The organism is [Erwinia] mediterraneensis (genome assembly GCF_900604315.1).
Lineage (GTDB): Bacteria > Pseudomonadota > Gammaproteobacteria > Enterobacterales > Enterobacteriaceae > Pantoea > Pantoea mediterraneensis_A.
In genome coordinates this window covers 2,630,497-2,643,962 of the sequence record NZ_LR026978.1, presented here as the reverse complement: position 1 = coordinate 2,643,962, position 13,466 = coordinate 2,630,497, and the positions used below count along the sequence as shown (strand labels likewise).

General features: G+C 52.5%; 13 protein-coding genes. 7 read left to right on the top strand and 6 right to left on the bottom strand.

Translation table 11 applies throughout. The features are described from left to right. Positions 1-87 precede the first annotated feature (87 nt). From E0E17_RS12405 to E0E17_RS12395, 3 genes are all read right to left on the bottom strand, one after another. Entirely contained in the window at positions 88-1,755 is a 1,668-nt protein-coding gene (locus tag E0E17_RS12405) for a methyl-accepting chemotaxis protein (protein ID WP_130834358.1), read from the bottom strand. A gap of 333 nt (positions 1,756-2,088) precedes the next feature. After that, the gene (locus E0E17_RS12400) at positions 2,089-3,222 is read right to left on the bottom strand and encodes an MFS transporter (RefSeq protein WP_130834357.1); all 1,134 of its coding nucleotides are present in this window, start codon (positions 3,220-3,222) and stop codon (positions 2,089-2,091) included. Beyond that, a complete protein-coding gene (locus E0E17_RS12395) occupies positions 3,222-3,761 on the bottom strand; it encodes a TetR/AcrR family transcriptional regulator (protein ID WP_130834356.1) in 540 nt (179 codons plus the stop codon). Before E0E17_RS12395 ends, E0E17_RS12400 begins: the two co-directional genes overlap by 1 nt. Positions 3,762-3,976: 215 nt before the next feature. On the opposite strand from E0E17_RS12395, the gene idnO reads away from it, so the two are divergent. The 7 genes from idnO to E0E17_RS12360 all read left to right on the top strand — a co-directional run bounded on the left by idnO (position 3,977) and on the right by E0E17_RS12360 (position 10,934). Next, positions 3,977-4,741: a gluconate 5-dehydrogenase gene (gene idnO, locus E0E17_RS12390; protein WP_130834355.1), complete on the top strand. Its 765-nt coding sequence runs from the start codon at positions 3,977-3,979 to the stop codon at positions 4,739-4,741. Positions 4,742-4,849: 108 nt separating this feature from the next. Further along, the gene (locus E0E17_RS12385) at positions 4,850-6,139 is read left to right on the top strand and encodes an MFS transporter (protein ID WP_130835543.1); all 1,290 of its coding nucleotides are present in this window, start codon (positions 4,850-4,852) and stop codon (positions 6,137-6,139) included. Between the two features lie 101 nt (positions 6,140-6,240). Next, entirely contained in the window at positions 6,241-7,230 is a 990-nt protein-coding gene (locus E0E17_RS12380; RefSeq protein WP_237680785.1) for a LacI family DNA-binding transcriptional regulator, read from the top strand. Between the two features lie 301 nt (positions 7,231-7,531). Beyond that, complete coding sequence (sitA, locus tag E0E17_RS12375; protein ID WP_237680784.1) at positions 7,532-8,407, top strand: iron/manganese ABC transporter substrate-binding protein SitA; 876 nt, start codon at positions 7,532-7,534, stop codon at positions 8,405-8,407. Positions 8,408-8,410: 3 nt separating this feature from the next. After that, positions 8,411-9,235, top strand: a complete 825-nt coding sequence (locus E0E17_RS12370) for a manganese/iron ABC transporter ATP-binding protein (protein ID WP_130834353.1) — start codon at positions 8,411-8,413, stop codon at positions 9,233-9,235. Then, positions 9,235-10,092 carry an iron/manganese ABC transporter permease subunit SitC gene (sitC, locus tag E0E17_RS12365; RefSeq protein ID WP_130835541.1) on the top strand — a complete coding sequence of 286 codons (858 nt, stop codon included), beginning with the start codon at positions 9,235-9,237 and terminating at the stop codon, positions 10,090-10,092. Before E0E17_RS12370 ends, sitC begins: the two co-directional genes overlap by 1 nt. Then, a complete protein-coding gene (locus E0E17_RS12360) occupies positions 10,089-10,934 on the top strand; it encodes a metal ABC transporter permease (protein WP_130834352.1) in 846 nt (281 codons plus the stop codon). The genes sitC and E0E17_RS12360 overlap by 4 nt, the downstream gene beginning before the upstream one ends. A 445-nt stretch (positions 10,935-11,379) precedes the next feature. Here E0E17_RS12360 and E0E17_RS12355 read toward each other — a convergent pair whose 3' ends face one another. The 3 genes from E0E17_RS12355 to cor form a co-directional block, all read right to left on the bottom strand. After that, positions 11,380-11,829: a tail fiber assembly protein gene (locus E0E17_RS12355; protein ID WP_237680783.1), complete on the bottom strand. Its 450-nt coding sequence runs from the start codon at positions 11,827-11,829 to the stop codon at positions 11,380-11,382. Further along, positions 11,829-13,109 (bottom strand): hypothetical protein, encoded by a 1,281-nt coding sequence (locus tag E0E17_RS20440; RefSeq protein WP_237680782.1) that lies wholly within the window; start codon positions 13,107-13,109, stop codon positions 11,829-11,831. The genes E0E17_RS12355 and E0E17_RS20440 overlap by 1 nt, the downstream gene beginning before the upstream one ends. Before the next feature lie 62 nt (positions 13,110-13,171). Next, positions 13,172-13,396 carry a phage exclusion lipoprotein Cor gene (gene cor / locus E0E17_RS20645; protein ID WP_130834351.1) on the bottom strand — a complete coding sequence of 75 codons (225 nt, stop codon included), beginning with the start codon at positions 13,394-13,396 and terminating at the stop codon, positions 13,172-13,174. Positions 13,397-13,466: the final 70 nt, after the last annotated feature.

Genomic DNA, 13,466 nt, shown 5'->3' with positions numbered 1-13,466 from the left:
AGTAACCAGCGGTCGATGCTGGCGGTGTCATGACTCCCACTTTTTCTGGCCAACTGTCAACGCGGCTGGTCAGAAGAAAAAGCGGAATCAGAACGTCTGCCAGTTGTCATCAGCCGTCGCCGCAAGCGCAGCGGGCTTTACGCTGTTTTCACTGTTGCGGGAAGCGATGACTCTTTTAACTGACGACGAATTTCCGGTCTGCATGCGGAAGACGGCTACCGCTTCATTCAGATGACGCGCCTGCTCTTCCAGCTGCGCAGCGGCGGCAGATGACTCTTCCACCAGCGCGGCATTTTGTTGCGTAACCCGATCCAGCTCAGCAACCGCAACGCCCACCTGTGCGATGCCCTGACTCTGCTCGTCAGAGGCCGACGAGATTTCATCCATAATATCACGCACCTGTTGCACCGATTTCAGGATCTGCTGCATAGACTCCTCTGCAGAGACTGCCAGCTGCGATCCGCTACTGACACGCACCTCAGACTCTTCGATCAATCCTTTGATATCTTTTGCCGCGACTGCACTGCGCTGTGCCAGATTACGCACTTCTCCCGCCACCACGGCGAAACCGCGTCCGTTCTCGCCTGCCCGCGCAGCTTCCACCGCCGCGTTCAACGCCAGAATATTGGTCTGGAAGGCAATGCTCTCAATAACGCTGGTAATTTCACCGATTTTCTTCGAACTCTCCTCAATGCCGTACATGGTTTTAATCACACCATTCACAATTTCACCGCCATTCTCTGCGGTTTGCGTTGCCGTTAATGCCAGCTGCGCGGCCTGATGGGCATTATCCGCGTTATGTTTTACCGTTGAGGTAAGTTCTTCCATGCTGGCTGCGGTCTGTTCCAGCGACGCCGCCTGCTGTTCAGTACGCGAAGAGAGATCACTGTTACCCAGCGCGATTTCACTGACACCGGTGAGAATAATATCTGCGCCGCTGCGCACATTACCAACGGTACGGATCAGCGATGTTTGCATCCGCATCAGTCCCGCCTGCAGACGTCCCATTTCGGTCCGGCTGTCCGTATCGAGGATAATATGTTGGGTGAGATCGCCCGCCTCGATACTGTCGATATGCGCCAGCGCCTGGTTAAGCGGCTTCAGCAGTACACGGGAAATCACTATCCAGCAGATAATAATCGCCGCAATAACCAGCACTAAAATCGCACTCAGCAAGACCAGCATCTGGTTATAGGTTTGATTACTCTCTTCTGCTACCTGCTTCGCTACGCTGCTTGCAGCCGCCCGCCAGCGCTCATAATCTTCCGACATCGCTTGCTGTTTCGGCGCGGCATTAATGGCGAAGAGTTCATCGACATTGCGTTTATCCGCCACGTCCATCAGCTGATTCAGGATGTCATAATATGCCTGGTAGCTCTGTTCCAGACGGGTAGTGAGCGCCGGTTCAAGGCCATGCACCGCCGCCTTCTGGCGAAATTGCTGAAACTGTTCGGCGGCAAGCTGTAACTGCTCACGGCCATGTACCATCATGCTTTCCACCTTCGCGCTCTGCGGTCCCTCTTTTAATATCCAGAGCACGACGCGGTTCACATCGGCACGCACAGCATTTAAGGCGTACCATGAGTTTGTTAATGCTTCTACTTTTTCGTTATTGGTACTGGCGCTGAGTAAATGTTCTCTGTCCTGATTGAGTGATGTCAGGAAAACCCCTCCCGAGAACAGCTGCATCACACCAAATAAAACGATGCTGATCAGTAAAAATGTCGACGTTCTGATCCGACTAAAAACAGACATAACCACCTCGTAAAATGTAACCCAAAGATTCAAATGTGAGCCAGGTCACATTTATCGACCACTTTACCGGTAACATTAGCGAAAGATATTGAGTGTATTCGCCTGCATGTCGACCGACATACAACCACAGCGCCACAGAAAGCACTCGTTAATTCTCTTTAAGAATGTTGTAATTAATGAAGCGATTAAAAAGGATTTTCAGAGCGCTGAGTGCGACACCAGAGTTAAAACGACAAAGGAACATGGCAGGAAAAGCCCGCTCTGGCGGGCTGATATGCGAAAAGCAAAGCGGATAATAACGACCTCTCTGGCGAAACCGGACTTCCCGGTTTGTCAGCGGTTCTTTTCTGCGGTGAGGAACATCATCAACAGAGATAACAGGGCAAATCCTGTCAGCGCCAGAGCCGCTCCTGCCTGTGCGTAAATTTGGCCAAAAACCACCGACCCCGTTACCTGGCCCGCCGCCAGCATAAAGAAGGCCATACTAACGCCTGCTGCAGGCGACACTATCCCTGAGGTCGCGCCCCAGACCAATAACACGCCGGAGAGGATGACATAACCTGCACCACAAAGCGCAACCGCCGGAATGAACCACCATGAGAAGCTATGGCTGTAGGCCAGCAGAATCAGCGGTGCCGCCATAGCGAGCTGGGAGAGACGATAGATCTGTTTCATACTCAGCCAGTTTGCCATTATCCCGGTCAGCACCCCCGCGATCCCCGCCCCGCCGCTGACCAGCCACAGCATGCTGGCACTCTTTGCATCCACGCCGTTATGATGCCGCAAAATATCCGGACCAAAACTCCACCAGGCTGCGCTGGCCATCCCGCTGATAAAGGCAATAATGGCAAGACGCATCATGGGCTGACTCAGAAATACATCACGCCAGCGAATTTTCTCCACCCTCGCCTGCTGCGCACCGTCAGGCAGATAACGCAGCACGGGAAACAAACAGAGCAGCGCAGCGGCCCCGAAGGTAATACAGGCAGCGCGCCAGCCGCCCGGCATCAGCAGTAATATCGGAACAGAGAGAATAATCCCTGCCCCGGTACCGGCGTTGATCACGGTATTCGCCAGATTCTGCTTCTTTTCAGAAACGGTGCGGGTCACTGCGCCCGCCAGAGAGGGAGAGGCCAGACCGGAGCTCAAACCGGCAATAAACAGCCCGGTGGCCAGCATTAGTGGGGAAAAAGCACAGGCCAGCATCACCAGTCCCGCCGCCGCGCAGACTACGGAGGTTACCGCCGGTAAACGAGGGCCAAAACGCGCAACCAGCAGCGAAGCGCCCAGCGCCGAAAGGCAGTAAGCCATGTAACTGCTGGCCGCAATAATACCTGATACGCCGGGGCTGAAAGGGATCTCTGTGACGACCGCTGGCATCATCAGCCCCCATGAGAAGCGGGCCATGCCATAAGTGACGGCAATCAGGGAAAAACCCGTGACGCCAAGCGCAACAGAAGCTCTCATTAGGGTTCCTTACTGCTGTCCATCAGGAGTAGAGCCGCGTTGCCGGCATGCACAGCGGCGGCAGACCCGGTGATCAGGGCGGTGGTTACCGCACCTTCAAACAGCATCCACAGGGCATTCACCAGCGTGTCGCTGTTACTCCGCCCCGTCTCTCTGACACAGGCGGCGATATAGGCACGCAACGCATAGCGAAAATCCAGCGCTTGTGCCGCCAGTTGCTGATCCTCCCCGGCATATTCGCCCCATGCTTTGATAAAAAAGCAGCCCAGCGCCCCCTGCTCCAGCATCCACTGCTCCAGCACCCGAAAAAGCGTGCCGATCGCTTCCGGGTGCCCGGGCGGTTGTAGCGCAGCGAAAAAGCGATTTTTACGTTCTTCCATCACGCACTGAGTCAGGATCTCGCGTGAAGGGAAATAGCGATAGAGCGTACGCGTCGAGACGCCCGCCTCGCTGCATATACGGTCTGTACTGGTGGCATGAAAGCCATTGTTATAGAACAACCACTCCGCTGCCTGAAGAATGTCTTGTTTTTTGTCCATGCTGTAAAAGTAAAGCGATCGTTTTACTTTTGCAAAGTTTTTGCTTTTTACTGACAAACACAGGCTTGCCGCTGTTTTATCTGCCCTGGAAATTCAGGCTTGATCACACATCGCAAATAATCCTGCTCAGCGTGCGGCAGGACGCTTGTATTTAACTGTTACGCGTATACAGTTACGCGTAACAGATCACAAACAGCTGAAAATGCGGTGACAGTATGGAAAACTTATTTGACTTAACAGGCAAACGCGCACTGATTACCGGCTCAACCCAGGGACTGGGATTTTTAATGGCGCAGGGCCTGGGAGAGTATGGCGCAGAGATTATTGTAAACGGTCGCGATCAGGCGCGCGTCGACAACGCTGTTGCGCGCTTACGCGATTTGAAAATCACTGCACAAGGTTATGCCTTTGATGTTACCGATGCCGCAGGTGTGAAAAACGCTATTGAGACTATTGAAACGCAAACCGGCCCTGTCGATATCCTGATTAATAATGCCGGTATTCAGCGGCGCTATCCTTTCACTGAGTTCCCGGTAGAGGAATGGGACAAGGTGATTGATGTTAACCAGCGCGCCGTTTTTTTAGTATCGCAACAGGTTGCCCGTTATATGTCGCAGCGGAAACAGGGCAAAATTATTAATATCTGTTCGATGCAGAGTGAACTGGGACGAGAGACCATTACGCCCTATGCCGCATCAAAAGGGGCAGTAAAAATGCTGACCAAAGGCATGTGTGTGGAACTGGCCAGACATAATATTCAGGTGAATGGTATCGCACCCGGCTATTTTGCTACGGAAATGACCGCACCGCTGGTCAATGATAAAGATTTTTCCGACTGGTTATATAAAAGAACCCCCGCAGCCCGCTGGGGAAAGCCGCAGGAATTAATTGGCTCAGCCGTATTTCTCTCCTCACAGGCCTCTGATTTTGTTAACGGTCATATTATTTTTGTTGATGGTGGCATGCTGGCCTCCGTCTGACGTACTGCACATTTAATTTACCGCTTGCCTTTCTGATGACGAATAATTTCGTCATCACAGGATAGTTGCGCCCTGAATAAAGAACTTTAGCCTGAGGGAAGAATGATGATGAACGCAATAAATAAACTTAGCCCGAAAAGATGGTGGTATTTAATGCCGGTGATTTTTATCACCTACAGTCTGGCTTATCTGGATCGGGCAAATTACGGTTTTGCCTCGGCGGCGGGCATTGACCGCGATCTCGGTATTACCAAAGGGATCTCTTCTCTGACAGGCGCGCTGTTTTTCCTGGGCTATTTCTTTTTTCAGGTTCCCGGCGCGATTTACGCGGTAAAACGCAGCGTGCGTAAGCTGGTGTTATGCAGCCTGATTTTGTGGGGCCTCTGTGCGACCGCCACCGGTCTGGTGAGTAATATACCCACGCTGATGGTCATCCGCTTTACGCTGGGTGTGGTGGAAGCAGCCGTAATGCCTGCGATGCTGATTTATATCAGCAACTGGTTTACCCGCGCAGAGCGCTCACGCGCCAATACTTTTCTGATTCTGGGTAATCCGGTCACGGTGCTCTGGATGTCTATCGTTTCCGGTTACCTGATCCATGCTTACGGCTGGCGGGAAATGTTTATTATCGAGGGACTCCCTGCTGTGCTGTGGGCGGCCGTGTGGTGGTATGTGGTACGCGATAAACCTTCTGAAGTCAGCTGGCTGAATGCCCGGGAAAAGCAGGCTCTTGCTAACGCCATGGAGCAGGAACAACAGGGCATCAAGCCGGTCCGTAATTATGGCAAGGCCCTGCGCTCCGGTAATGTGATCAAACTGTGCGCCGTTCATGCGTTGTGGAGTATTGGCGTTTACGGCCTGATGATGTGGATGCCTTCTATCCTGCGCTCTGCGGCAAAAATTGATATCGTCTCCGTCGGCTGGCTCTCCGCCCTGCCTTACCTGGCAGCCATTACGCTGATGCTACTGGTTTCCTGGGCCTCCGATAAATTTCAGAACCGTAAACTGTTCGTCTGGCCGCTGCTGTTACTGGCATCCGTTGCATTTTTCAGCTCTTACCTGCTGGGCGATGCGCACTTCTGGCTCTCCTACGGACTTCTGGTTCTGGCGGCAGCCTGTATGTATGCGCCTTACGGACCTTTCTTCGCCCTGATCCCGGAACTGCTGCCGAAAAATGTTTCCGGCGTCTCCATGGGCCTGATTAACAGCTGCGGTGCCCTGGGGGCCTTCCTGGGAGCCTGGCTGGTCGGTTATATGAATGGCCTTACTGGTTCGCCGGGTGCCTCTTATACCTTTATGGCGGTGGCATTGCTGGCTTCAGTATTCCTGATGCGCCAGGTACGTGTGCACACCGACAGCGAACCGACGCCGATTGCTGAAGTCAGCCATTCCGGATAAAAGGCGCGGGCAGTACGCTTGTTATCGTTCTTTGTTCTGTGGAATAATCCCTGGAGACTTTTGTACCAGAAACAATAGGATAAATGCCTCCGGGGAATTTAATGAAGAAACGCATGACATTGCAGGATATCGCCGATGTAACTGGCCTGACACGTATGACCGTCAGCCGTTACCTGCGCGATCCGAATCAGGTTTCGCAAAAAAGCCGTGAAATTATTTCAGCTGCAATGGAAGCGCATCATTATATTCCTAACCGGGCGCCTGAGATTTTATTTACATCACGCAGTAAAACCATCGGCATTATTATCCCCTCATTTCAGAATCATATCTTTTCCGATTTACTGGCTGGTGTGCAGCAGACAGCCGCCGCTTTTCAGTATCAGACCATTATTTCTAACTCAGAATATGACCCCGAACGGGAAGAGCAGCAGATTATTAATCTGCTCTCCTATAATATCGACGCCCTCCTGTTGACGGATAAATCTCATACGCCGCGTGCGCTGAATTATCTGAAAAGCGCGGGGATCCCCATTGCTGAATTGATGGATATTAATGACGACTTTCTGGATATCCAGGTTGGCTTTGATAACCAACAAGCGGCAATGGATGTGGCCGCCCTGCTGCTGGCTCGCGATAAAAAGCGGATTACCTTTATCGGCTCGATGCATGATGCGCGCGATATAAAACGTTTTGCTGGTCTGCAAAAAGCGCTGGCAGCGCAGGGGCTTGCTGCCAGTTATATTGCGCCGGGCGAAATTTCTTCTATTCCGCTGGGACGTAAACTTTTCCGGCAGATGCTGACGCGCTACCCTGAAACTGACGCGGTGTTCTGTACCAACGATGATCTGGCGGTAGGCGTTCTGCTGGAGTGTCAGGCGCGCGGCATACGCGTACCGGAACAGATCGCCATTGTCGGTTTTCACGGTCTGGATGTTTCGCAGGCAAACTTATGCCAGATTGCTACCGTGATAACGCCGCGCTTCGATATCGGTCGTGTGGCGGCGGAGCTGGTAATTAATCGTCTGGATAACAAAAAAAGCGCCACCAGCGTACGTCTGGATTATCAGATCGACAGTGGTGATACCCTGTAGCGTGCGCATGTCGCTTACCCGCGGTGCGCCTCTCCTCGTCCTGCCCCGGCAGACACGGGCATCCTCAGTGAAAAGCGCTTATCAGGTGAAGCCCTTCACATAGCTTATCTCCAGCGCTGGCCTGCAGCCTGTTGCCCTCTTCCTGACATCCCTTTCAGACACGCCCGCGAGCAGAAACAAGAAATATCTTCATTCCGATATAGCCTATGCTATTTAATATAGCCTATGCTAACTATGATCTAATTTTAACCAATTCCGGGGAGTCGATATGCGCGCAGCGAGAAGAATAGCGGTAGCCCTGATGAGTGTTGTTTTAGCCGCAGCGACAACCGGCGTCTGCGCTGCGGAAAAATTTAAGGTGATTACCACCTTTACCGTTATCGCCGATATGGCGAAAAACGTGGCGGGCGACGCCGCAGAAGTCACCTCCATCACGAAACCCGGCGCGGAAATTCACGAATATCAGCCAACCCCAGGCGATATAAAACGCGCGCAAGGCGCGCAGCTGATTCTGGCTAACGGCATGAACCTGGAGCTGTGGTTTCAGCGCTTCTATCAGCATCTCAAAGGCGTTCCGGAAGTGATCGTCACTGAGGGCATCCAGCCGATGGGGATAACCGACGGCCCTTATAATGGCAAGCCAAACCCTCACGCATGGATGTCGCCTGATAACGCCCTGATTTACGTTGATAATATTCGTGACGCATTCATGAAATACGATCCGGATAACGCTGAAACCTATCAACGCAATGCCGAAGTCTATAAGAAACAGATCACCGCGACGCTTGAACCGCTGCGTCAGCAAATCGCTGTCATTCCGCAGCACCAGCGCTGGATAGTTACCAGCGAGGGCGCATTCTCCTATCTGGCGCGCGATTTGGGGCTGAAAGAGCTCTATTTGTGGCCAGTCAACGCCGATCAACAGGGAACGCCGCAGCAGGTGCGTAAAGTGATTGATGCGGTCAGGAAAAACCGTATCCCGGCAATCTTCAGTGAAAGCACCATTTCTGATAAACCGGCGCGTCAGGTGGCCCGTGAAACCGGCGCGCATTACGGCGGCGTGCTGTATGTCGACTCGCTCAGTGCGGAAGAAGGTCCGGTACCGACCTATATCGATCTGCTGAATGTCACCTCCCGCACACTGGTGCAGGGGATTACAGATGGCATGAAGGAGTAAATAATGATTCAGCCTGCAGGTATTTCCGTGTCACAGGTTACGGTCACTTACCGAAATGGACATACGGCATTGCGGGACACGACCTTCAATGTGCCGGGTGGCGCAATTGCCGCCCTGGTCGGCGTTAATGGCTCCGGTAAGTCAACACTGTTTAAGGCGATAATGGGGTTTGTCCGTCTGGCAGCTGGAAGCATTTCAATTCTGGGTATGCCCACACGGCAGGCCTTACGACGCAGCCTTGTCGCCTATGTGCCGCAATCGGAAGAAGTAGACTGGTCATTCCCGGTGCTGGTGGAGGATGTCGTGATGATGGGCCGCTACGGGCATATGAGCATGTTGCGCAGGCCAAAAGAAGTCGATCGCCGTATCGTCACTGAGGCTCTGGAGCGCGTGGATATGCTGGCGTTTCGCCATCGTCAAATCGGCGAACTCTCCGGCGGGCAGAAAAAACGCGTTTTTCTGGCGCGCGCGATTGCGCAGCAAGGGGAAGTCATACTGCTGGATGAACCATTTACCGGCGTCGATGTGAAAACGGAAGCCCGCATCATCAGTTTACTTGGCGAGTTGCGCGACGAAGGCAAAACCATGCTGGTTTCAACCCATAACCTGGGCTCGGTCACCGGCTTCTGTGATTACACCGTGATGGTGAAAGGCACTGTGCTGGCGAGTGGCCCGACAGCCACCACCTTCACCTCTGAAAATCTTGAGCTGGCTTTTAGCGGCGTGCTTCGGCATGTAGTGCTCAGCGGCTCGGAGGAGCAGGTTATCACTGACGATGAGCGTCCTTTTGTCTCACACCGTCTGCCAGCAGAGAAACGGAGGCAATGATGCAAACTCTCCTCGAACCTTTTGGTTATGAGTACATGCTCAATGCGATGTGGGTATCCGCTATGGTGGGTGGTCTGTGCGCCTTTCTTTCCTGCTATCTGATGCTCAAGGGTTGGTCGCTGATTGGCGATGCCCTGTCGCACGCCATTGTCCCTGGCGTGGCAGGGGCATATATGCTTGGCCTGCCATTCTCGCTGGGCGCCTTTTTATCGGGCGGCCTGGCGGCGGGCAGTATGCTGTTTCTTAATCAGCGTACCCGTCTGAAAGAAGACGCTATTATTGGGCTGATCTTCTCCTCTTTTTTCGGGCTGGGGCTGTTTATGGTTTCGCTGAACCCCACCTCCGTCAATATTCAGACGATCATTCTCGGCAATATTCTGGCCATTGCCCCGGCGGATATCATTCAGCTTGCGACTATCGGCGTCGTCTCTACCTTGATTCTGTTTTTTAAATGGAAAGATCTGTTAGTGGTTTTTTTTGATGAAAACCACGCCCGGGCTATCGGTTTATCCCCGGAAAGACTGAAGATCCTGTTTTTCACCTTACTTGCTGTTTCTACCGTTGCCGCACTGCAAACTGTCGGCGCATTTCTGGTGATCTGTCTGGTTGTCACACCTGGCGCGACGGCCTGGCTACTCACGGACCGCTTCCCGCGTCTGCTGACGATCGCCGTAGCTATAGGCAGTATCACCAGTTTCCTCGGGGCCTGGGCCAGCTACTATCTGGATGGCGCGACCGGCGGCATCATTGTGGTCGCGCAGACGCTGATCTTCCTTCTGACCTTCGTCCTGGCACCCACGCATGGTCTGTTAGCCAATCGTCGTCGTGCACGACAGACTTCGGAGGCTCGCCCATGATTGCACTGTTACTCGAACCGTTCCAGTTCGCTTTTATGAACAATGCGTTAGTGATTTCACAGATGGTCGCTATTCCCTGCGCGCTGTTATCGGTTTTTCTGGTGCTGAAAGGCTGGGCATTACTGGGCGACGCCATGAGTCATGCGGTCTTTCCTGGCGTGGTGCTGGCCTGGATGCTGGGCCTGCCGCTGGCAGCAGGGGCGTTTGTTGCCGGCCTGTTCTGCGCCGTCGCGACAGGCTACCTCAAGGATAACAGTCGGATAAAACAGGACACCCTGATGGGGATCGTTTTTTCCGGCATGTTCGCCGTCGGGCTGATTTTATATATTGCGCTTAAACCGGAGGTGCATCTCGATCATATTCTGTTTGGCGATATGTTGGGGATCAACACAGCGGACATTATGCAAACCGGGCTGATTGCGGCGGCAATTGTGCTGGTTATTGTAATGAAATGGCGCGATTTTTTGCTCTACTGCTTCGATTATCAGCAGGCGCAGGTCAGTGGATTGCGTACACGCTGGCTGCACTATGGCCTGTTGTGCATGGTGTCGCTCACCATCGTCGCTACGCTGAAAGCGGTCGGGATTATTCTCTCTATCTCGTTACTTATCGCGCCCGGCGCTATTGCAGTATTGCTGACCAAGCGGTTTCAGTTTGCCTTGTTGATTGCGGTCGTGGTGTCCATGCTGGTCTCACTAAGCGGTGTGTATCTCTCGTTCTTTATCGACAGCGCGCCAGCGCCCACCATCGTCGTACTGTTCGCCGCGGTGTTTATCGTGGCATTTGTGGTTTCAAGCCGCCACGCCCGACGGACAGAGCTGCAGCACACTGTTGAAGAGTAAAACAAATCTGTTGATGACAGGTGTTGGCGACCTAACTGCGCAGAAGTGCCATTACATATGTTGGTAGCTGAACAGGGGATGAATAAGAGCGGAACGTATTGCATCTGCTTGTTGCGCGTACAATGGGCATAGTGAGAATGCGGACGAAAAGACGGATAAAGACAGCAGGAGGACAACTATAACCGCTTGAAATTTAATGGCACGCCCTACAGGATTCGAACCTGTGACCTACGGCTTAGAAGTTCCTAGAATCACCTTTTAACACAGTAACTTACCGCATTCTGCCGCGCTCACACTTCCCATAATGCGAAAACATGGAAAGGTTTGAAAAAGGTCTCAAACCTTTGCGTGTCCCAAAATTGTCCCAGGGGAATTCCCTCACCTTCGAGTGCTTCACCGTCCGGTGTGATGGCAATGGCGAAGCCCCGTTACCGGGGCCTGCGGGTTATGATGCTGGCTTTTCCGGCCAGGTGATATCAGGGGCGGTTGAGGTCGATACGGCTGTCACTGCATCAATGTAATCCAGCCAGGCGTTAAACTTCGCCTTATCTGCATCACTAAGGCGACCGAGAGCCAGCTTACTCGGCCAGTTCTGCTCATTGATATAGGCATTGGCGGCGGCAATCAGCGCCTCTTTCTGCGTATCGGCTTCGGCAACTTGTAGTTTTTTAAGTCTCACCTCATCAACAAAAACTGCCCCTGTCTCATCATTAATATCCCACGACTCCTGAGGGTAACTTGTCGGAAGTGTTTCATAATCAACGATCCAGTACCGCACCCCTTCCGGAACGCCTATTTTCGCTGCGTCATTAACAGACAGCCCGCTTATTTCTTCTGGCGTAGGAGTCATAACCATTACATCGTTATTTAATACAAAGATAATTACCTTGCTCATTAAACTCCCCCCATAATAATCACGTTCATTTCGGCAGGGTCAAAAAGTCCGGTGCTGTTAGCCGTAGCGTAAGAGGCTACCACTACGCACTGACTGACTGTTTTCAGGTCATTTACCCTGTAGAAACCTGAGTAAGCCCCTACAACGGTATTGGGTGATCTCAGCGTTATGACGTGAGAGTAATTAGCGTTATTCATCCTTCTGGTGAAATTTATAAAGTAAACGCCACCTGTAGATCTCGAAACGCTGGAAACATTAAAACTGTCTGAAATGGTAACGGCGAAAGTGGCAGGATCTACGGTAAAAGATACCCATGCCGAGGCCATTTGCTTTGAAAGCGCACTGGTAGAGTCATATAACTGGCCTGCAGTTGCTGCTGCCTTGCTTCCCGAAACAACATCCGCTTCGGTCGAGATGATTATCCCCTTCGGAGTTACGATGTTTCCGTCACCATCTCTGGTTATATCGCCAACTTTGGCTTCAATAGAACTTTCGTCATCGAATAATATATCAGACGCTCTGACAGTAATGTGTCCCCCGTCGTCCGGAGATACGCCGTTAACCGTTTTGACGCCTCCGGCCTGATTGGCAGCCTGCTCTGCGCGGTCTGCCTCGGTTTGCGCTCTGTCGGCCTGCTCTGTGGCGGTTGTTGCGCTGGCACCTGCGGACGTTGCACTGTCGGCTGCGGAGGTCTCACTGCTTTCAGCATTCGCGGCACTGGTGTCTGCCTCCAGCGCCTTCTGCGTGGCTGTTGCGGCGGCATCGGTAGCTGTTTGAGCAGCATTACTTGCCGTAACTTTGTCTGCTGCCACCTGCTGCGCATCCGCATCAATCTCACCGGCGATAACCTGCAGGCCTTCCAGATCGATATCTTTCAACATCTCAACCACTTTCAGCCAGCTGGGGCCGGTGAATTCAGAGCCGTCAGGCAGTCGAACGGTAATATTGGCGTCTTCGCTGAATACCTGCTGCCAGTTGGCTTTATCGGCGTTAAGCCCGCGAATCGCCCGGGCAACATCGGCCGCCACCTGCGCGGTTATCCCTACCAGCGTGGCATTGGGTACGCCAGTCCATGCCAGTCCTGACATAGTCGGGCCGGTGTAATTTGTGGTCAGTGTCAGGCCAGTGGCGGATTCAACAGATTTAACCCCGAGCGTATAGGTCACGCCACCCGCAACCACGACGAGGAAATCATTTGCCTTTAATTCAGAATTAAAAGCGGTTCCCGTTCCGGTGACTGTCGCCGAATTATTGGTTAATGCAATAGTGCCTGCTGGCATATTTATCTCCAGACAATAAAAAACCCGGCGCGGTGGCCGGGTCTCGGTGATATTGATTTACTTTATTTATCGCATGTTGAGTGAGTGAAGTTGTTTTTAGAAACCCACTTCCACCCGAATGGATTGCCTGCGTAATACTGTGTCTGATTAGCCACTGTGCGTACGTCATATACAGGCACGGATGTATCCTGACCCGCAATATTAGCAGTAGCCGTACACTTCTGAGGGGGTAGCGACTGGCAGCCAGCTAAAACAAAGATACCGAGTAACACCAGAGCAATTTTCATTTCTTTATCCATTAAGAAAATTATGCTGATGTTATATGGTGAGGGCAAATTATATTCAAATTCAAAAAAC